The 18883-nt window shown below is 59.1% G+C and carries 19 protein-coding genes; 11 read left to right on the top strand and 8 right to left on the bottom strand.

From position 1 onward, the window contains the following. Positions 1-12: 12 nt before the first annotated feature. The 3 genes from A0251_RS14900 to A0251_RS14890 form a co-directional block, all read right to left on the bottom strand. On the bottom strand, positions 13-474 hold the full coding sequence (locus A0251_RS14900) for a hypothetical protein (protein WP_062817637.1): 462 nt from the start codon (positions 472-474) through the stop codon (positions 13-15). Continuing rightward, positions 471-2354 (bottom strand): GMC family oxidoreductase, encoded by a 1884-nt coding sequence (locus tag A0251_RS14895; protein ID WP_231874257.1) that lies wholly within the window; start codon positions 2352-2354, stop codon positions 471-473. Before A0251_RS14895 ends, A0251_RS14900 begins: the two co-directional genes overlap by 4 nt. Positions 2355-2671: 317 nt before the next feature. Continuing rightward, entirely contained in the window at positions 2672-4678 is a 2007-nt protein-coding gene (locus A0251_RS14890) for an SDR family oxidoreductase (RefSeq protein WP_062817635.1), read from the bottom strand. A 235-nt stretch (positions 4679-4913) separates the two neighbouring features. On the opposite strand from A0251_RS14890, the gene A0251_RS14885 reads away from it, so the two are divergent. The 6 genes from A0251_RS14885 (at position 4914) to A0251_RS14860 (ending at position 9617) form a co-directional block, all read left to right on the top strand. Further along, positions 4914-5546: a TetR family transcriptional regulator gene (locus tag A0251_RS14885; RefSeq protein WP_062817634.1), complete on the top strand. Its 633-nt coding sequence runs from the start codon at positions 4914-4916 to the stop codon at positions 5544-5546. Between the two features lie 129 nt (positions 5547-5675). Further along, positions 5676-5999: a hypothetical protein gene (locus tag A0251_RS14880; RefSeq protein WP_062817633.1), complete on the top strand. Its 324-nt coding sequence runs from the start codon at positions 5676-5678 to the stop codon at positions 5997-5999. A gap of 66 nt (positions 6000-6065) precedes the next feature. Further along, positions 6066-6749 carry a nitroreductase gene (locus tag A0251_RS14875; protein WP_062817632.1) on the top strand — a complete coding sequence of 228 codons (684 nt, stop codon included), beginning with the start codon at positions 6066-6068 and terminating at the stop codon, positions 6747-6749. An 85-nt stretch (positions 6750-6834) separates the two neighbouring features. Then, complete coding sequence (locus A0251_RS14870) at positions 6835-7170, top strand: putative quinol monooxygenase (protein WP_231866036.1); 336 nt, start codon at positions 6835-6837, stop codon at positions 7168-7170. 103 nt (positions 7171-7273) lie between these two features. Next, positions 7274-8203, top strand: coding sequence for a MoxR family ATPase (locus A0251_RS14865; RefSeq protein WP_062817630.1), 930 nt, complete (start codon positions 7274-7276; stop codon positions 8201-8203). 58 nt (positions 8204-8261) lie between these two features. Then, a complete protein-coding gene (locus A0251_RS14860) occupies positions 8262-9617 on the top strand; it encodes a VWA domain-containing protein (protein ID WP_062817629.1) in 1356 nt (451 codons plus the stop codon). A gap of 10 nt (positions 9618-9627) precedes the next feature. On the opposite strand, the gene A0251_RS14855 is transcribed toward A0251_RS14860, so the two are convergent. Further along, a complete protein-coding gene (locus tag A0251_RS14855) occupies positions 9628-12048 on the bottom strand; it encodes a hybrid sensor histidine kinase/response regulator (RefSeq protein ID WP_062817628.1) in 2421 nt (806 codons plus the stop codon). 145 nt (positions 12049-12193) lie between these two features. On the opposite strand from A0251_RS14855, the gene A0251_RS14850 reads away from it, so the two are divergent. Continuing rightward, positions 12194-12745 (top strand): porin family protein, encoded by a 552-nt coding sequence (locus A0251_RS14850; protein WP_062817627.1) that lies wholly within the window; start codon positions 12194-12196, stop codon positions 12743-12745. Positions 12746-12792: 47 nt separating this feature from the next. Here the strand turns inward: A0251_RS14850 and A0251_RS14845 are convergent, their stop codons facing one another. Together A0251_RS14845 and A0251_RS14840 are read right to left on the bottom strand one after the other, a co-directional pair. Beyond that, the gene (locus A0251_RS14845; protein ID WP_062817626.1) at positions 12793-14124 is read right to left on the bottom strand and encodes an AarF/ABC1/UbiB kinase family protein; all 1332 of its coding nucleotides are present in this window, start codon (positions 14122-14124) and stop codon (positions 12793-12795) included. Positions 14125-14349: 225 nt separating this feature from the next. Next, positions 14350-14778: a phasin family protein gene (locus A0251_RS14840; protein ID WP_062817625.1), complete on the bottom strand. Its 429-nt coding sequence runs from the start codon at positions 14776-14778 to the stop codon at positions 14350-14352. 256 nt (positions 14779-15034) lie between these two features. On the opposite strand from A0251_RS14840, the gene A0251_RS14835 reads away from it, so the two are divergent. Beyond that, positions 15035-15415, top strand: coding sequence for a hypothetical protein (locus tag A0251_RS14835; protein WP_062817624.1), 381 nt, complete (start codon positions 15035-15037; stop codon positions 15413-15415). A 94-nt stretch (positions 15416-15509) separates the two neighbouring features. Here the strand turns inward: A0251_RS14835 and A0251_RS14830 are convergent, their stop codons facing one another. Then, positions 15510-15698 (bottom strand): hypothetical protein, encoded by a 189-nt coding sequence (locus A0251_RS14830; RefSeq protein ID WP_062817623.1) that lies wholly within the window; start codon positions 15696-15698, stop codon positions 15510-15512. A 166-nt stretch (positions 15699-15864) separates the two neighbouring features. Then, the gene (locus tag A0251_RS14825; protein ID WP_062817622.1) at positions 15865-16701 is read right to left on the bottom strand and encodes an NAD(P)-dependent oxidoreductase; all 837 of its coding nucleotides are present in this window, start codon (positions 16699-16701) and stop codon (positions 15865-15867) included. A 122-nt stretch (positions 16702-16823) separates the two neighbouring features. Here A0251_RS14825 and A0251_RS14820 point away from each other — a divergent pair, with 122 nt between their 5' ends. From A0251_RS14820 to A0251_RS14810, 3 genes are all read left to right on the top strand, one after another. Beyond that, a complete protein-coding gene (locus A0251_RS14820; RefSeq protein ID WP_062817621.1) occupies positions 16824-17837 on the top strand; it encodes an AraC family transcriptional regulator in 1014 nt (337 codons plus the stop codon). A 146-nt stretch (positions 17838-17983) separates the two neighbouring features. Further along, positions 17984-18388, top strand: a complete 405-nt coding sequence (locus A0251_RS14815; protein ID WP_062817620.1) for an HIT domain-containing protein — start codon at positions 17984-17986, stop codon at positions 18386-18388. Between the two features lie 2 nt (positions 18389-18390). After that, positions 18391-18585 carry a CPXCG motif-containing cysteine-rich protein gene (locus A0251_RS14810; protein ID WP_062817619.1) on the top strand — a complete coding sequence of 65 codons (195 nt, stop codon included), beginning with the start codon at positions 18391-18393 and terminating at the stop codon, positions 18583-18585. The last annotated feature ends 298 nt before the right edge of the window (positions 18586-18883 follow it).

Genomic DNA, 18883 nt, shown 5'->3' with positions numbered 1-18883 from the left:
TGCGGTGGCTGATCAACGGGAGGAGCTGACGCCATGATCTTGCTGGTAAGCCTGTTGTTCGTCCACCAGCCGCAAGGCGGTGAACGGAAAGGCCAGCATGCTCTCCCGATAGGCCACTTCCGCCTGGCCAATGGCCTGCTGATTCCGGTAGACCGTCATCGGGCAGGTGATCAAGGATGCGAGCAGGCCGTTGCGGCCGTAGTGTTTCTTGCCTTCCACTCGCAGCATTCCCAGCGTTGGGTGGCTGAAATTGAGCCAGTAATGGGGGCCGCTCAGATGAATGGTCAGTTCCCCTTCGCAGGGGAAGTCCTGCCCGTCCAGGGTAACGGTGCCGCGAAAATAACGGGGGGCGCTGACGCTGAAGATACGGGTGGTAAAGGCGCGGATCTGGAAGGCGAAGGGTTGCTGGTGGCCCGGATCGTCCAGTCGCAGCCAGCCGCTCATGCGTTCCTTGAGTAACAGGCCCAGAGTCATGCGTATTCTCCTTGTGGTGGTGTATGGGTGGAATCCGTGTCGTTGAGCAGTTCCCGGGCCATCATGTTGGCGGCCCGGCTGGCCATGGCCATGATTGTCACCTGGGGGTTGGCGCCCAAACTGCTGGGGACGCTGGCGCCATCCATCACAGACAAGCCCGGGTAGCCGAACACCCGGTGACGGCTGTCACAGACCCCGTCCCGGGGAGAAGCAGCAATGCGGGCCGTGCCCAGGGGGTGATAGGCGCTGATCAGGAAGTCCGTGGGTTTCAGGGGGGAGCGCAAAAAGCGTTCCAGCTCGGTGCGGTTATGGATGCGAACGATACGATTCAGACCGGGAATCAGCACCTGTTCGGCACCGGCATCCAGATACCAGCAGGCCAGGGCATGGATGCCGCGTTTGAACAGGGCAAAATCCTGTCGGTTCATGTGGTAGCGGATCAGCGGCAGCCCGCGGCGCGGGCCCCGACGAACCCGCCCCTCGCTGGTGTCGCGGATCATGAAGCCGAAATAGGCAGTGTGCGGATAGTCTTCGGTAAAGCGCACCCAGTCCTGGCCAACCAGGGGATTGAGCAGACTGTGGCCGGCCAGGGGAATGGTGCCACCCTCGAACATCAGTCCCTGCTCTTCCCAGTCTGAGACACCGTAGCCCTGGGGGATGCTGCGGCTGTTGGCAAGATCCCGGTCCGGGAACAGGGCATTGACCACGCCCGCCGGATGCAGCGTCAGGTGGCGACCCAGATGAGGATTGCGAACTCCCTGTTGTCGCAGGAACAGGGGGGTGAACAGGCTGCCCATGGCAACAATGGTTTGCTGGCAGGTCAGGCTCAGGGTGATCGGGCGACCGTCAGCATTTTGCCCGCGGGCGATGACGCCGGTAATGCGGTTGCCCTGTCGCTGCAGTCGCTCGGCCCGGAAACCGCTGAACAAGAAGGCTCCCCGCTCCAGTGCGCGCGGAATGTAGCTCACATTGGTGGACTGTTTGGCGTCCGTGGGACACCCAAACTGACACAGTCCCTGGCCGTCACAGCCCTGGGCGTTGCGCATCAGCGGCTGGCGCTGCAAGAAGCCGTTGGCGGCGGCGCCCCGGTCGATAAGGTCGCCGATGGGGCCGACGGTCTCTGTGGTGGCTTGCTGCACACTGAGCATGCGCTCCACGCCCTCGAACCAGGGAGCCATGGCCTGTTCGGTGAAGGCCTCCAGTCCCTGCTCTCGCCAGCGCTGCAGCACCGACGGCGGCGTGCGCATGCAGGTGCCGGAATTGATGGTCGTGGTACCGCCCACATTGCACCCCACCGGTACCGGGATGATGGCGTTGCCGGTGGCCACGGTTGCTCCCCAGCTGCGGTAGAGTTTGGGGATCATCTCGGTGAGTTTGCCGGTGAAGTGGCTGCGATCGTAATACTGGCCTTCCTCGATGATCACCACGGCCAGGCCACGACAGGCCAGTTCATAGGCTGCTGCCGCGCCGCCGGCACCGCTGCCCAGAATCACCACGTCTGCTTCCAGGGTCATATCCTCGTCGCAATCCCGGGCGGCGGTGATCTGCTGTTGCCAGCGGAAGGTCTCGACCTGGGCGGGCAGTTGCACGGGTTGTCGGCAGCCGGTGGCCTGTTCCACCTGCTCATCCAGCACATAGGCGGCCTTGAAGGGCAGGGCCAGCAGGCGCAGCAGCTTGCCGGACACCGGAGTGGTGGCCAATTTGTCGAGAAAACGCTGTTGCTGTGTCGGCCTGGCACGATGAAAGGCGCGGCCACGCACCAGACGGTGACGATTGTCGAGCCACAGCAAACCGGCTTTCAGGCTGCGTTGCAGGCCTGTCTGGTTGGCCAGTTGCGCATCCATCCTGCTCAACAGGGCATCGGTATCTGCTGCCGGCAAGCGCTTTCCGGCCGGAAACAAGGCACGGCAGAGGGCGATGGCAGTGGGGTCTTGGCGAAGAGTGAAAGGTTCCATGGCTTCAGTGTAGTGCGCACGGAGCGTGGCGCTTGTCTTCACTGACAGCTAGCCGTTGCGGCCAGGGACAAAAACCTTGATGTCGATCAAGGCAGAGGAGGGCAAGAGGAGAGAGGATAGCAGCGGGATATGATCCCGCTGCGTATGCTTCCGGTTGTCTCCGGAAACTCTTTGGCCCCGGTCTCCGGGGCCTTTCTTTTGGTGCTGCAATCTGCCCGCCAGCGGCAGGGAAATTGCCCCTGTTACCAGTGAATACCCTTGAACAACCGGGAGAAAGCCGCCTGTTCGCGGCGGATCTTCTTCGGCGAGCTTTCCTTGTCGCCCAGGGCCGCGGAGGAATCCGAGAACAGCTTGTAACCGGTGTTCATGATGGTCTCGGTAACCTTGGGCGTCAGGAAGTGCATCACCTGACCCATGACGCCCAGATTGGTGGCAATGCGTTTGGGTTGGCGCACGATGGCATCGCAGATCATGTCCGCTGCCTGGGCCGGGCTAATGGTTGGCACATGATTATAGATCTTGGTGGGCGCAATCATCGGGGTACGCACCAGCGGCATGTTGATGGTGGTAAAACGAATGCCCTCGTGAGCGAGCTCACTGGAGGCACACCGCGTGAATGCATCCAGTGCGGCTTTCGAGGCCACATAGGCGGAGAAGCGAGGCGCATTGGTCAGCACCCCGATGCTGGAAATATTGATCACGTGGCCGCCGCCACGCTCGATCATCCCCGGCATCAATTGCATGATCAGCCGCAGCGCGCCGAAATAGTTGAGCTGCATGGTGCGCTCATAATCGTGGAAGCGATCAAAGGAATGCACCACGGAACGGCGAATGGAGCGACCGGCGTTGTTGACCAGCACATCCACATGGCCGTGGTCGGCAATCACCTGCTGAATCAGATCATCCACACTGTTCAGGTCCGACACGTCGCAGCTATAGGCCTGGGCGGTGCCGCCCAGCTGATCGATTTCATGCAGGGTCTCTTCCAGCTTTTCTGCGGTACGGGCGATCACCAGCACGGTGGCTCCGGCCCGCGCCAGCTTCAATGCTGTCGCCTTACCGATGCCGGAGGTGGCGCCGGTTACCATCACGACCTTGCCGTCCACCCGTTCGGGCAGGGTGGGCAGGGGTTGCAGTTCATCCTTGCGGTCACCGCGGTCCGGGTCCAGGTGGTTTTCCCAGAAGTCCCACAGTTGCTGGATATAACCTTCCAGATCCGGCACCTCGATGTTGCTGCCAGCCAGGGCTTCACGGGCACGCTGGTTATCGTACTCGGTGGGGAAGGTGAGAAATTGCAGGGCTGACGGCGGGATATCCAGATTCTCCAGTACCGTATTGACCATCAGCTTCGGCGTCATGGCGCTGACACCTTTCTTCACAAAGCCGGGGACGGCGTTAAACAGACTGTTATCCAGTTTTACCGGCCAGCGCGGGGCCTGGGCGGCACCGGCAATAATGTCCATGAGTTCGCCCAGGTTGTAGCTGCGGTCCGCGGTGAGGTGAAAACACTGGCCATCATGGTCCGGCTGGTGGGCGATGTGATCCAGGGCATCCGCCACAAAGTCCACCGGCACCACATTGAAGTGGCCGCCTTCCACACCGATCAGTGGCATCCAGTTGGGCAGCACGTCCTTGAGCTTCTGGATCAGCTTGAACATGTAGTAGGGGCCGTCGATCTTGTCCATTTCCCCGGTTTCGGAATGGCCTACCACCATGGAGGGGCGGTAGATGCGCCAGGGGAGTTTGCTCTCCTGACGAACCAGGGCTTCGGACTCATGCTTGGTCAGCAGGTAGGGGTCGTCCAGGCCAGTGGCCTCCTCGAACATGTCTTCGGTGAAGGTGCCGTTGTAGAGACCGGCAGCGGCAATGGAGGAGACATGGTGAAAGCAGCCTGCTTCCAGTTTTTCTGCCAGTTTCAGGGTTTGGCGGGTGCCCTCGATGTTGGTGTAGCGCTGGGTGTTTTCGTCGGCGGTCAGGTCATAGATGGCCGCCAGATGGAAGAAATGGTCCACCTGACCGTTCAGATCGTCCTGATCCCGCTTGCTGACGCCCAGCAATTTTTCGTTGATATCGCCCTGGATGGCCACCAGGCGGTCGGCGTCCACACCCAGGCGACGACGCAGGGCATCCAGCTTGTATTCGGAGCCGGAGCGCACCAGGGCAAATACCCTGCTGTCCTCACGCTTGAGCAGACGACCAACCAGAAAACGACCAATAAAGCCGGTGGCACCGGTGACGAAATAGTTCATTGCTTTCCCCTTTTGCTTCCCTGCTGCCCGCTGTGAGCGGGCAGTCTGTGTTGTAGCGCTAGTTGATGATGCGCCGTGAGATCGGTAAGAGCCAAATTTCTTACCTTACAACTGTAAGGCGGATTCTCTTTCAACGAACACTTGTTTGTCAAAGATTATTATGTAACCAGGGTGTAGTTGCGCGATGAGCGTTATTCATGGGATTATTTAACTAACACTCGTTAGTGATAATGTTATGGCTGAAACAACTCGACAGCGGCAGAAGCGACAAACCCGGGAGCGCATTCTGGAAGCGGCACGGACCCTGATGGCCGGTGGCCGTGGCCTGGATAGCCTGGGATTACGGGAAGTGGCCAGGGAATCCGGACTGGCCGCCACGTCCCTGTATAACCATTTCCCGGACATGGATGCGCTGGGGCTGGCGCTGATCGATTCCTGCTGCTTTCGTCTGCGCTCCGCCATGGAAAACGAGCGTCGCAGCATGATCGAAATCGGGCCGGCGCGGGCTGTGAAAGAGTTGGTGGGCCGCTTTGTCCGTTATCTGAACGATTATGAAAATGACTTCCGTCTGCTGGTACAACAGCGTCTGGGCAGCCATGACCGCTACCGGATGCGTATCCAGCGGGAGCTGCAGCTGCTGGTGGACGAGCTGGCCGAGGATGTGCGCCAGGCAGTGGCGGCCCAGGGGCGCGATCCGGTGCCCGCAGAACAGGAGGCGGAAGCGGCCATTGCCATCATGTTTGGCGCGGGGATTTCCATGCTCGACAACACGGTCGCCGCGCGAAAAGTGTTGGCGGACCATGCCTGTCTGCAGCTGGAAATGATGGCGCTGGGTGGACGAATGATGGCTCAAGGGGTGCGACTGTAGGCTGTTTTGGCCGTTGTTCTCTTGGGTTTGAGCGGCAAACCGGACAAATGTGACGCAATTCGTGGGTTTTTGACAAAAATTGCACTACAAAAGCGCATTGGTTTCCTTCAATTGCCACAGGAGGTGGCGATGTCATTCGATCCCACGGATCCCTACGACGCGGCGGCCCTGTACGACATGTGGCTCAACTGCAGTCGTTGCCCGGCCACCTTCGATTTCGAGCCCGGTGGTGAAATCAATCTGGAGTATTACCACCGCATTGGCCAGCAGGCGCGCCGGGAAAACTGGGCAGTGTTGCCGGCCCGTATCAAAGGCGATGAATTGGTGTTCAATGTGCTCTGCCCGGCCTGTGCAAAGGGCCTTGGTGTGGCTGATTGTGAGGGTCATATGGAGCTTGCTGCCCCGGTGATCGACCAGATTTGTCAGGCCATGCGCGAGGCGTCTGCGGCCTGAGCGTTTCTGTCATCGTCCCTCTTTTTCTGGCTGGTTAGACTGGTGGGTAATTCAGAGGAGTTACCCATGACCGCCGATTCCCTATCCCTTTATCAGGCTATGACCGAGCGCCGCTCTGTGCGCGGCTTTCTCGACAAGCCGGTACCGCAAGCAGAGCTGGAGGCGATTTTCTCACTGGCCCAGCATGCTCCCTCAAACTGCAATATTCAGCCCTGGCAGGTGTGGGTTGCCAGTGGAGAGACCCGCAATGCCTTGCGTGAGCGTCTGGTGGACAAGGTCAGCCGGGGGGTTCCCTTTGCGCCGGACTATGAAAGTCTGCCGCGTTTCCAGGGTGTCTATCGGGAACGCCAGGTCGATTGCGCCATGGCCCTCTACGGCAACATGGGCATTGCCCGGGAAGATCGGGAGGGCCGCCGTCGTGCAGAGCTGCGCAACTTCGAGCTGTTCGATGCGCCCCACGTGGCCTTTATCGGCATGGAGCGGGATTTTGGCGTTACCGTGGCGCTGGATGTGGGCATGTATGTGCAATCCCTGCTGCTGGCCATGACCGCTCACGGGGTGGGGGCCTGTGCCCAGGGCAGCATGCGCTACTACCCGGACGATGTGCGCGAGCTGCTGGGGATTCCTGACAGCACCGCCATCGTGCTGGGCATCAGTTTCGGTTACGAAAACGCCGATGTGGCAGCCAACCGCACCCGGGTCGGGCGGGTGCCGCTGGGGGACTCGGTCCGTTTCTGTGGTGGCGGTTGAGCGGACAGAACTGGCGCAATTGTGGTACCATTGCGGTTTTCCGACCCAGTGGACCCCAATGATCATCGTCAAAGGTTCTTTCCCCGTGAAACAAGACCAGCAACCCGAAGCACTGGAGTTGGTGCAGGCCTTGGCGAAATCCTCCCGGGGGGAACGCGGCTGTCTGGCCTATGAGGTATACCTGCAGGCAGACGAGCCGCGGGTCATCGTGGTTTGGCAGCAATGGACCGACCTGGACGCGTTGGAGATCCACTTTGGTTCCGAGCATGTGGATGCCTTTCTGGATGCCATCCCCGACATGATCGATGGTGAAGTGACCTCTGCCCGATTCGATGTGAGCAGCCTGGACGGCGAACCCGTTGTTGATGAGGTGGCGGAGATTGCCCCGCTGGTGCTGGCGGACAACATTACCCTGCATTGACCGTTTCGCGTTCAGGTACCAAGTCAGCAAACCCTTCGCTGCAGATGTCATTCCCGGCCAGCCTTTCCTGCGCTACCCTCTGAGGTCTGTTGCAGGAGCCTCCATGAAAACCCGTATTGATTCCGTCGAAGAGATAACCCGCAGTTTTGCCGGGCAGGGCTATATCTGTAGTGAGCAGATTGCCCTGGCGATCTACCTGGCCGCGCAGTTGCACAAGCCGGTGCTGGTGGAGGGACCTCCGGGGGTGGGCAAGACTGAGCTGGCCAAGGCTGCGGCGGCTTTCCTGGAAGCCCCGTTGATTCGCCTGCAGTGCTATGAGGGGCTGGATGAAAGCCGGGCGCTGTATGAATGGAAGTACGGCAAGCAGCTGCTCTATACCCAGTTGTTGCGTGACAAGCTGGGCGGCATGCTGGCTGACACCGACAGCCTGGAAGCCAGCATGGAACGGCTGGGAGACCTGGGTGAAGCGTTCTACAGCGATACCTTTCTGGAGCCGCGGCCCCTGTTGCATGCCCTGCGCAGTGACGAGCCGGCGGTGCTTCTTATCGATGAAATCGACAAGGCGGACCAGGAGTTCGAAGCCTTCCTGTTGGAACTGCTGTCCGATTTCCAGATTTCCATTCCCGAACTGGGCACGGTGAAAGCCCGGCACCAGCCCCTGGTATTGTTGACCAGTAACGACCAGAGGGAGTTGTCCGATGCCCTCAAGCGGCGCTGTCTGCATCTCTATATCCCTTACCCGACGGCAGAGCTGGAAGCCCAGATTGTCGCCACCCGGGTGCCGGATCTGGATGTCCGGTTGCGGGAGCAGCTGGTGGCGTTTATTCAGCATCTCCGCGAGCAGGATATGAAAAAACTCCCGGCCATTTCTGAAACTCTGGACTGGGCCCGTGCGCTGGTATTACTGCATGCGGATAGTCTGGAACATGCCCAGGTTGCCGATACGCTGAACCTGGTACTGAAAACCGAGCAGGATGTGTCGTTGGCCCGTGAGTTATTGCCTGCCTGGCTGCGCAAGCTGGGTAAGCGCTAACGGGATTGCCGGCGTGAACGCTTTCCGCACTTTCCCCATGGACCACTAGGGGTTGCCGATGCCAACTCGTCGCTTGTCCGAGTTTGTTCAAGCCTTGCGCGGGGCTGGGCTGCGTATTTCCCCGGATGAGGCCAGCCAGGCCATGGATGCGGCGGCGCTGGTGGGCTATGCGCAGCGCCAGCGTTTTCATGACGCTCTGGCCCTGACGCTGGTCAAACAACAGCAGGACCGGTCCGCGTTCGAAGAAACCTTTGCCCGCTTTTTCGAGGCGGAAGACCCTCGTTCTGACTCCCCGCAGGATTCTGCCTCGTCCATGCCGTCCCCGGCAGCTCAGCCTGACCCGGCTTCCGCACAGACGCCTGAGGCGCAACAAGCAGAAGCCTTGCTGGCCAGCACTCCCGAGCAGCTGCAGCAGCGGATGGCAGAAGCTGCTGCCGAGATGGACTTCACACAAATGGAAGTGATTACCCAGCAGGGGATCTATACCCGTCGCTTGCTCATGAATATGGGCATGGGAGCGGTGGATGACCGGGTATTGCAGCTGGATCAGGGCAGCCCGGCCCAGCAGGCCAGGGCGGAACAGCTGCGGCACTGGCGAACCCGGGTTCGGGAACAGGCGGCCGCTCAGGTGCGCCGTCAGTTTCTGCTGCATGGGGCGGGTAAAGGGCGGGAACTTCGTGAGCAGACCCTGCGGGCAGTGCCATTCCGGGACCTGCGTGAATTTCGTGACGTGCAGGCACTGGTGCGCAAGATGGCCCGGCGACTGGCGAGCCTGCACCAGCGACGCACCAAAACCAGTCGGCGAGGCATGCTCGATGCCCGTCGCACCATGGTGGCGAGCATTCGCCATGATGGCGTGCCGGCGAAACTGTTCTGGCGACGTCGCCCGCCCCGCAAGACCCGAGTCATGGTGATCTGTGATGTGTCCAGCTCGGTCAGTGATGCGGCTCGCTTTCTGCTGCAGTTTCTCTATGCCATGAACGATGTGCTGCCACGGGTGCGCAGTTTTGCGTTTGCCTCGCGGTTTGATGAAATCACCGAGGACTTTGCCCGTTACTCACCCGAGGTGGCAGTGGGCCAGGTGCTGGATCGGCTGTCCGGCAGCGGTACCGACTATGCGGAAATGTTCCGGGCGTTTCAGGCCCGCTGTGAAAGGGAGCTGGATGCCCACACCACGGTGATCATTCTCGGTGATGCCCGCAACAACTACCTGCCGGACGGTGCCGAAACGTTGCAGGCGATCCGCCGCCGGGTCAAACAGGTGTGGTGGTTGAATCCGGAATCCCGGAGCCGCTGGAACAGCGGTGATGCGGTGATGGACCGCTATTTGCCCCACTGCCGCCTGGCTCGTCAGTGCGCCACCCTCAACGATCTGGAACGGGTGGTGGACAGTCTGCTGGGGGCGTTGGATTAAACGTCCGACGTCAGACGCTACCGCGTGACCCCTTGCCCGGATCGCGCAGTACCTGTTTCAGCGTGGCTTGCAGACGCGCCTTGTTGATGGGCTTGGCCAGGTGGGCGACCATACCGGCATCGTGACAGGCATGGATCTTGTCGGGAACCGCGTGGGCGGTAAGCGCGACAATCGGTGTCCAGGGTAGCCGGCCTTCCTGTTGCAGCTTGATAATGGCGCGGGCGGTTTCGAATCCATCCATGTCCGGCATTTCGCAGTCCATTAGAATCAGATCGAACGACTGGCTGGCAGACATCAGTACCGCAATCGCTTCCATGCCACTTTCCGCCACTTCGGTCTCGTAGCCCAGCTTCTGACACAACCCCTCGGCCACCATCAGGTTGATATGGTTGTCATCGACGATCAGGAGCCGTCCACCGGAAAGGCCGGGCACGTCGTTGTCGTCGTTTTGTGGCAGGTAGCCGCTGTCTTTTTGAGTGGCGGGCAAAGGCAGGCGAAACCAAAACCGGGATCCCTGATGCTGGCGGCTGAAGACACCAATCTCGCCTCCCATGATTTCTACCAGTTGTCGGCAAATTGCCAGCCCAAGACCCGTCCCGCCATAGCGTCGACTGGTGGAGCTATCGCCCTGGTGGAAATGATCAAACAGGTTGTTGAGTTGCTCAGGGGCAATGCCGATACCGGAATCCGAGACTTCGAAATAGACATAATCCGGATTGTGTTCATCCCGCGCGGCGCTGACAGTGATGATGCCGTTACTGGTGAACTTCACCGCATTGCCGATCAGGTTTACCAGAATCTGCCGTAACCGGACCGGATCACCCAGGCAGCGTTCTCCCAAATTGGCGTCGAGCTCGGTCTGCAAGGTATTGGAGTGTACATGGGCCTTGTGTTGAAACAGGGCGAGGGACTCGTCAACCACATCCGCCAGGTTGAAGCTGGTCTGCTCGATGGGCATCTTGCCTGCTTCGATGCGGGAGTAATCGAGAATGTCGTTGATCAGGTTGAGCAGGCTGTTACCGGATTGCTCGATGACATTCAGATTGTGCTTCTGGTCCTGATCCAGCGGGGTGCCCTTGAGCATATCCACGGTACCAATGATGCCGTTGAGCGGCGTGCGAATTTCGTGGCTCATGACAGCCAGGAATTCGCTACGGGCACTCAGCGCACGGTTCAGTTCCCGGGTGCGTTCATCCACGCGTTGCTCCAGGACCTCGTTGGCTTCCCGTTGAATGCGGGCATTCTCACTTTTCAGTACCGTCATCCTGTGAGCCAGAGCGAAAGACAGCAGGACCGCTTCGGTAAAGGTGCCCAGCTGCATGGCATTTTCCAGCAGCCATCCTCCCTCCAGTAGCTGGAAGGTCTTCAATATGTAGAGCACGGTGGCGCAGGCGACGGCAGTAAAAGCGAGCAGGAAATAACGCGCCGGGCTGTAACCCTTGATGATCAGCCACAGGGAAAGGGCAATGGCAATGAAAGGCCAGGGCAACACAATGGCGGTGGTGGCCTGGATGGAGAAATGAAAGTTAAGCAACGTCAGCGGGGTCAGGGCCAGCAGCACCATCGCGCTAGAGAACAATACCCGGTGAATTTGCGGGGCCCGTTTTTTCAACTCCAGGAACTGGCTGGCAAACAGCATGGAAAACGCCAGTGTGACCAGATTCAAAACCGGCAGGGAGTAATGATTCCACAGGGTGGCATCAGGCCACAGCCATTGGTAACTCAGCCCTTCCCGGGTAAACAGGTTAAGACCAAAGGTGCCGAGGTAAAGCACATAAAGCAGATAACTGGGGTCCCGGATCGAGAGGAAGATCAGGAGATTGAAGAGGCACATGGCGACAATGGCGCCAAAATAGAGGCCGTAAAAAACAGAAATTTTGTTGTCATGGGCGTTAAAGGCTGCTGGCGTCATCAGGGTGGCAGGCAGCTCAATCACGTTATTGCCCTGGGCCCGTAACAGCAGGTAATGCTCGCTGTCAGCGGGCAGGGTCAGAGGCGTCACCAGGTGATAATGGGGCAGTTCCCGGCTGTGAAAGGGCACTCTGTCGCCCATGCGGGCATGCTTGATCCGGTTGCCGTCTTTATCGAAGACGTAGATATCCAGGTAGTCCAGATGGGGGCGTCCCACCCTCAGAAACCAGTAGGGCAGCGTGCTGTTGTTTTTTACGGGAATAAGAAACCACTGGTATCCCTCGCGAAAGCCCAATGAAGGATAAGGACTGTCCAGCTTCTGCCCTTTCCCGCCAAGTAATGCCTGCAAGGCAAGCGCCGGGCTCAAGGAGTGATCTTCGTCGCCGAGCCATTGCATGCCTGCGGCGGCTTCATAGCTGTCGCGGTCATCCGCCAGCGTGAGAGCGTCGCTGTTCAATGACAGAAACAGAGCGCAGATAAACGCAGCCAGTCGCCCTGTGGTGACGGTTCCCTTTGTCATTCCCGATCCTGTTTTACTGTTATTGCTGTTATCCGGATGCGGCGTGTCTTGTTTTGAAGGTATTTTACAGACTTTACCGTATTGCCCGGAACCGTGCGTCGGACAGCATCTCCAAAATGGTGATTAAACGGAAAAGGAGATATGTATGAAAGTGATGATACGTAATGTTCTGGTCATGTCCTGTTCCCTGGTGGCTGCCTCCGGCGCCTTTGCTGCTGGCCCCTACATCGGTGGTAACTATAGCCAGATCCAGTATGACAACGAGGAAATTGACAGCGATACCCTGAAAATTGATGCCGCCACCATCCGTGCCGGCTTTGATTTTACCGACTTTCTTGCCCTGGAAGCCCGGGGTGGCATGGGGTTCGACAAGGACTCCCGTGGCATCGTCGACTTCGAAATGGATCATCTGTATGGCGGCTATGTGAAGCTGGGTGCGCCAGTGGGTGACACGCTGCGTCCCTATGTGATCGGCGGCTACAGCAAGGTAAAAGGAGAGGTCTCGGCCAGCGGCACCGTGGCAGGAGTGGATTATTCCTTCAGCGAAACGGAAACCTTTGAGGATGAGTCCTGGGGTGCCGGGCTGGATTTCAATCTGACCGATACCCTGGGCGCGAACCTGGAATACATGCGCTATGTGGATACCGATGAAGAAGAAATTTCCGGGGTCAGCGTAGGCTTGCGTTCCGCTTTTTAGGTTGCGCGGATTGACCCGCCTGCGGGCACCATCCGGTGCCCGCATCTTCAACCTTCCCGAGACAGATCCAGAGCTTTTTCCAGATTGGGGCGGAAAGCGGTGTTGACGCCAAGTTTCATCATGGTCCAGTAGTGCCCGCTGACCACTCTCTCGATTAACAGGCTCCGGGAGGAAGGCTGGAATTTCAGCATTTGCTCCAGTGGCGTGCGTTTCACCTGTCGAAGTATGTCGGTGTGCAGTTCCGAACGGCCAAAGTCGTAGGGTTTGTCATCGAAGGCCCGTAACAGCAAGGCGATCCAGGTGGCATAAAATTGCCCGTTGACCTGGGTGTCTTTCTTGCGGGCTCCCAGTTCCAGCAAGAGTTCGTCCAGCTGCGCCCATTGTTCACTTAGGGCGCTGCGTACGATCTTGCGCAACAGGTCGGCATCCTGGGGCGGCAAGCGTTTTACCGCGCCGAAATCATAGATCACGATGGTGCCGTCCGGGCGAAAGGCAAAATTGCCGGGATGTGGATCGCAGTGAACCGCCCGTAACTGGAAAATTTGCTGGCCCAGGGCATCGAAAAGGCGCTCGCCAAGCAGGTTCCGGGTCGCCTGATCGAAGCCGTGATCGTCATCCACCTGATCCAGGGCAATGCCGGTTTCCTGGCTCAGGGTCAGCACCTTCTCGCTGGACAGATCCTCGAAAACCTGCGGGATCACCAGCCACGGCTGGTCTTTGTGGAATGCCTGGAAATGTTTCAGGTTGCCCGCTTCCTGGTGGTAGTCCAGTTCCTCGTGGAGCTGGTTGCGGATTTCCTTGAACACCGCGTCCAGAGCCGCTTCATCCACTTTCAGCAGGCTGCCCAGACGCAGGATCCGGCGCAGATGTTTCATGTCCGAATCAATGGATTCCTTGACCGCCGGATACTGAACCTTGACCACCACATCCTTGCCATCATGGGTGGTGGCCCGGTGAACCTGGCCGATGGATGCCGCTGCGAAAGGGGTTTCCTCAAAATCGGCAAACAGCGCATCCAGTGGTTTTCCCAGCTCCCGCTCGAGTTGACGACGGATTACGTGGAAAGGCATGGGTGCCGAGGCATTCTGCAGCACCTTGAGCTGATCGCTGATCTCCCGGGGGAGAATGTCCTGCATCTGCGAGGCAATCTGCCCCACTTTCATCACCGCGCCTTTCATCTCTCCGAGGGTCGCGGCGACTTCCCGGCCGATATGCTGGAGCAGTTTTTCCCGGTCTGCGGCTTTGGCCATATCCGACTGGAACCACCCCTTGACCTGATGACCGGCCACCCGGGTGGCAATGGACGTGGTCATGCCGGTCAGCCGGAACAGTCGGCCGGTGGCGGTGGTGGGGCGTTTGCGACGGCGGTCGTCAGCCATGGTGTCCTCGGGTGGCGCGAGCGATGTTTTGGGGAAGCATTCTCGGCATGCGCTGAGCAAATCAGCGGACGCTACCAGACTCTAGCGCTTGTCCGGCGGGCTGTACATGGTGGGATGATGCCAGAAAGAGAGGGGGAGAAAGTGAAGTTCGAGTAAATGACGGGCAAAAGAAAGGGGCCCAAATCAGGCCCCAAAGGAGAGTACAACAGAATCAGGGAAACAGAATCAGCTACGTTTTTCCCCGGCAGAAACCAGTTCATTGAACAGTTTCTCGCCTTCTTCGCGTGCAGAGGCAACAGCACCCAGGCCGGCCAGCACGAATTCGTTGGTTTCTTCGGCTTTCTCACCGCGCTCTTTCTTGCCGGCTTCAACCAGTTTCTCGTAGAGGGCCTGGCGCTTTTCCGGCGCGGTATCGAGCAGCTGACGGGCAGCCAGCAGGGCGCCGCGGCTGGCCAGCAGAGCCTTGGGCTTGCCTTCAGCGTCTTCGCCAAACGCTTCGGTGCCGGCTTCCACGTACTTGCTCAGCAGCTCTTCAGAACCTTCCTCGGCCTTGTCATAAGCGCCCAGGCCAGCCAGGTACAGCTTGTTGGCCAGTTCTTTGGCACGGTTTACCAGAGATTCGCTTTGTTCGCGGAGATCTTTCAGCTCGCCCATGATTAATGGTTCCTTTACGTTGTCCGGTGTGAAAACAAAATTTGTTGCAGCGGTCATGTGCGCTGCGTGGGATAAAGAGTAAGGATTCAGGGAAAGGAGAGGGCGGCTAACTGTCCAACAATTGGACATGGAGCGGTGAGCATTGAAGCGTCAGGATGTGATATCCGTCAAAGTCAGTAAGCCAAACCCCGCATGGTCGTGATTTATGCTCATGCGTACACTGGCTAAAAAGACTGTACCGGCTAGAGAGAACATAATGATAGAAAAATTCATTGCCAAAGTGCCTTCGCGTATCTGGGCAGATGGCCGACCGGCTCGTGCCCGCCAGTGGGAAGCGGAATTCAACGTGGCCTCCTGGGTCCGGATTGCAGGGGCGGCGGGGAAGGTGCAGTTGGTGGTTCGCTACCTGGACAATAAGACTGATCGGGCCGTGTTGGTGGACACTGCGGATGTGGGCGGGGAAGGCAGTGCATTGCTATCCGGCAGTATACGGTTGAAGCTGACTGCAGACGTGGAGCAGGTGCAAATTTCCTTGCGGTTGAGCGAGCCGGCCATGACCCATGTGGTGGAAGAGTTGTTCATGCAGCGTCGCGGCGCGGCCCTCAAGACCTCCGACAAACTGATCTCGAATTACTGACCCGGCAGGAAAGGAGCGATCCATCCGGCAGCCGTGGCTGACATGTTTGGGGCGTCTGTCCCGGTAGAAAAATCGGGCGGAAAAAATAGACGCGTCAGCCCTGGCGGCCGACGCGCTGCGGAAAGTGGGGGCTGGGCTCGAACGAGTCCTGTTCCTGGCGAGCGGTGTCGTCATGGTTCACCAGGGACTCCGGCAAGCTCTGGAAATCCAGGCCGGTGAGCCGGTTCAGGCTCTCCAATGCCGTCTTCGGACGCAGCTTTTGTAATCTCAGAATCTTGCTCATGGCACGTTCTCTCTTGCTTGAAACAACTAAAGCGAGAACCGTGCCAGTGTTGTGAAAATATTTTTATTGTTTTTGTTCAGTGGCTTACGTTGTGCAAACGGGAAAAGTCACTGCGCAATGGGCGAAGCCCGGCAGCATGTGACAATTTTGGTAACCTCCTTTTCCGTCAATCCAGAAAGAAATCCGGCAGCAACTTATTGTCATCCAGATCCGGGTCCACCCGATAGCCACTGAAGTCGTTGACCCCGGCGCTGCGCAACACGTCCTCATCAATAAAGAAGCGCCCACTGGCCGCGTCCACTGGCTGTGTGAGGATGGTCCTGGCGGCATCGGCCATGATGGACGGCTGGCGGGCGGCCTTGACGGTGGGGGCGCCGCCGAGCTGGTTCTGTACGGCGGCAGTGTTGATGACGGTTTTGGGCCACAGGGCATTGACGGCCACTTTGCCGGCATATTCGTCGGCCATGCCCAGTACGCACAGGCTCATGCCGTACTTGGCCATGGTGTAGGCCACATGGCGGCCAAACCAGTGGGGCGCCATGTTCAGTGGTGGCGCCAGGTTGAGAATGTGCGGGTTGGCCGCTTTCTTCAGGTGGGGCAGGCACAGCTTGCTGGCCATGAAAGTGCCGCGACTGTTGATCTGGTGCATCAGGTCGTAGGACTTCATGGTGGTGGCTTCGGTGCCAGTGAGGGAGATGGCGCTGGCGTTGTTAATCAGAATATCAATGCCGCCAAAGGTTTCCACGGCCTTGTCCACGGCGGCCTGCAGCTGTTCCTCGTAACGAATGTCGCCCACACAGGGCAAGGCGGAACCGCCTGCCTCGCGGATTTCCTCGGCCGCGGTATAGATGGTGCCGGGCAGTTTCGGATGCGGCTCGGTGGTTTTGGCGAACAGAACGATGTTGGCACCGTCACGGGCTGCGCGCAGGGCGATGGCCTTGCCGATGCCGCGGCTGGCACCGGTAATGAACAGGGTTTTGTCTTTGAGGTTGTCAGTGGACATGGGGCTCTCCCGGAGTTGGCGCTGACAAGTGAACGAGAGTTACTTGTCAGCGGCGAGACGTAACGTTATGGTTGCTTTTTTCGGTCATTTGGGGCCATGCGCGGCACAAGCTGGATATAGCCATGACAATACTAAAAATGGACCCTGCGGAGTACTCGGTCTCCGCCGAATACCTGGCCCTTTTTCTGGAGGTAATGTCCAGACGGGGCATTGCCAATGAGGTATTGCTTTCCGGCACTGACATTGAGCCTGGCTGCTGGCGGGACCCCAAGGCACGGGTAACCGCCCAGGATTTTGAACGGGTGGTGATGCGCGGTATCCAGCTTAGCGGTGAGCCCTGGTTGGGCTGGGAGCTGGGCGCCGCCATGACGATTTCCTCCCATGGGTTTCTGGGGTATGCCGCCATGAGCAGCGCCACCCTCGGCGAGGCCATGGAGCTGGCGGTGAAATACTTCCGTACACGCAGCACCCTGGTGCAGCTGGATATTTTCACCGATGGCGACATGGCGGTGATGCAGATCGATGAGTTGCTGGCGCTGGGTGGGTTGGCGCCGGTAATGATGGAAAGCCTGTTCGCCAGTTTTCACTTCATGGGCCAGAAGCTGTTGCCGGATATGGAGATTATCGGTGAGTTGCGCTTTACCTACCCGGAGCCCGAGTACTTTGCGCGCATGCGGCCGGTGATGCCGGTGCCGGTGTATTTCGATTGTGCCTACAACCAGATGCGTTTTCCGGTTGAGCGCCTGGACTATGAACTGCAGTTTGCCGACCCGCGTCTGGCACGCATGGCTGCGGATCAATGTGAACAGGAGATGGCCTCCATCAAGGCGCCGCCAGCCCTGCTTGGACAGGTTCGGCGGATCATTCTGGGCGGGAGTGGCCGTTTCCCCGGCGTCGAGGAGGTGGCCGGTGAGCTGCACATGTCGTCGCGCACCCTCAAGCGCAAGTTGCAGCAATTGGGTACCAGTTACCAGGAAGTGCTGGATGGGCTGCGCAAAGGCCTGGCGGTGGAATACCTCACCCAGACAGACAAGACAGTCGATGAAATCGCCATGAGTCTGGGCTATTCCGATGCCTCCAACTTTGCCCGGGCGTTTCGACGCTGGACGCTGCGAAGTCCTTCAGATTATCGGTAATAGGGCCCCATGATGCGGGGCAACCGTTGACGGCCCGTTGTGAGAAGCGAGGTACGAGTTACGAGGAGCGAAAGGCAGTCCGGTTTTGAATTTCGAAACCCGTAGCTCGTCACTCGCTCCGATGTTCTGTTATTTGAGGAGACACCATGGCCACACTCCACCCGCGCCTTGCCGCTGATACCCGGCCCCTTGGCGAAACGGATCTTTGCTGGCTGCGCTGGATGAATGACCGGCGCTTTCCCTGGCTGATCGTGGTGCCCAAACGCGATGGTCTGCGCGAATGGCATCACCTGCCCATGGCGGATCAGCTGGCGCTGCTGCAACAGGTCAATGGCCTGGCGGCGGAGCTGGAGCGGGTGACCCGGGCGGACAAGATCAATATCGGCGCCTTGGGAAACCTGGTGCCGCAATTGCACATCCACATCATTGCCCGCTTCGAGGGGGACCCCTGCTGGCCTGGCCCGGTCTGGGGGCAGGGGCAGCCCGAGCCCTGGGCAGAGGGCGAGAGTCCGGAGTGGCTGGAAAAAGTGGCGTTGACGGGGGCCGTGTAGCCATGGCGGGCCTGGTACCGGTAACCGTGCAATGCCCCCATTGCTGGGAGCCCATCGAGGTGTTGATTGATACGTCGGTGGCAGAGCAGGAGTACGTGGAAGACTGTCAGGTGTGTTGCCAGCCGTTGCTATTTACTGTGGCAGCGCCATTCGACAGCGAAGAGCCGCAGGTAGAAGTGCGGCCGGAGAATGAGTAGTCCGCCTCTTTGCGATTGGCTCGATGCCGCTGGCGGCGCGATAGCTAGGTTCATGTTGTCCCGAGCTGTTTCGAAGTCGCTGTAGGAGCTCCTCTCGAGGAGCGAACCACGCGTCAACGTGGAAATTGCCCGCGGGCGGTCAGGAGTAGCAGGGCTTGACAGGTTCCATGGCCTGCCTCGCTACGCTCGGTTCGCCCCTCAAGAGGAGCTCCTACAGCAGCGTTGTAGAAAGTTTTTCACTGCGCTGGTTATCGCGCCGCCAGTGACGCTCCTGCAGTGCGATTGGAGAGGGTGGTGT

The organism is Alcanivorax sp. NBRC 102024 (assembly GCF_001602235.1).
GTDB lineage: Bacteria > Pseudomonadota > Gammaproteobacteria > Pseudomonadales > Alcanivoracaceae > Alcanivorax.
Note: the sequence above shows the minus strand (reverse complement) of the source record. Positions and strands in the feature narration are given on the sequence as shown.

Excerpts from the sequence above, each read along its gene's own strand:
- A0251_RS14845 (WP_062817626.1), bottom strand. The coding sequence starts at position 14,124 with ATGGCTGACGACCGCCGTCGCAAACGCCCCACCACCGCCACCGGCCGA.
- A0251_RS14810 (WP_062817619.1), top strand. The coding sequence starts at position 18,391 with ATGGCGGGCCTGGTACCGGTAACCGTGCAATGCCCCCATTGCTGGGAG.
- A0251_RS14830 (WP_062817623.1), bottom strand. The coding sequence starts at position 15,698 with ATGAGCAAGATTCTGAGATTACAAAAGCTGCGTCCGAAGACGGCATTG.
- A0251_RS14850 (WP_062817627.1), top strand. The coding sequence starts at position 12,194 with ATGAAAGTGATGATACGTAATGTTCTGGTCATGTCCTGTTCCCTGGTG.
- A0251_RS14840 (WP_062817625.1), bottom strand. The coding sequence starts at position 14,778 with ATGGGCGAGCTGAAAGATCTCCGCGAACAAAGCGAATCTCTGGTAAAC.
- A0251_RS14885 (WP_062817634.1), top strand. The coding sequence starts at position 4,914 with ATGGCTGAAACAACTCGACAGCGGCAGAAGCGACAAACCCGGGAGCGC.
- A0251_RS14825 (WP_062817622.1), bottom strand. The coding sequence starts at position 16,701 with ATGTCCACTGACAACCTCAAAGACAAAACCCTGTTCATTACCGGTGCC.
- A0251_RS14890 (WP_062817635.1), bottom strand. The coding sequence starts at position 4,678 with ATGAACTATTTCGTCACCGGTGCCACCGGCTTTATTGGTCGTTTTCTG.
- A0251_RS14815 (WP_062817620.1), top strand. The coding sequence starts at position 17,984 with ATGGCCACACTCCACCCGCGCCTTGCCGCTGATACCCGGCCCCTTGGC.
- A0251_RS14820 (WP_062817621.1), top strand. The coding sequence starts at position 16,824 with ATGACAATACTAAAAATGGACCCTGCGGAGTACTCGGTCTCCGCCGAA.
- A0251_RS14835 (WP_062817624.1), top strand. The coding sequence starts at position 15,035 with ATGATAGAAAAATTCATTGCCAAAGTGCCTTCGCGTATCTGGGCAGAT.
- A0251_RS14875 (WP_062817632.1), top strand. The coding sequence starts at position 6,066 with ATGACCGCCGATTCCCTATCCCTTTATCAGGCTATGACCGAGCGCCGC.
- A0251_RS14880 (WP_062817633.1), top strand. The coding sequence starts at position 5,676 with ATGTCATTCGATCCCACGGATCCCTACGACGCGGCGGCCCTGTACGAC.
- A0251_RS14860 (WP_062817629.1), top strand. The coding sequence starts at position 8,262 with ATGCCAACTCGTCGCTTGTCCGAGTTTGTTCAAGCCTTGCGCGGGGCT.
- A0251_RS14855 (WP_062817628.1), bottom strand. The coding sequence starts at position 12,048 with ATGACAAAGGGAACCGTCACCACAGGGCGACTGGCTGCGTTTATCTGC.
- A0251_RS14865 (WP_062817630.1), top strand. The coding sequence starts at position 7,274 with ATGAAAACCCGTATTGATTCCGTCGAAGAGATAACCCGCAGTTTTGCC.
- A0251_RS14900 (WP_062817637.1), bottom strand. The coding sequence starts at position 474 with ATGACTCTGGGCCTGTTACTCAAGGAACGCATGAGCGGCTGGCTGCGA.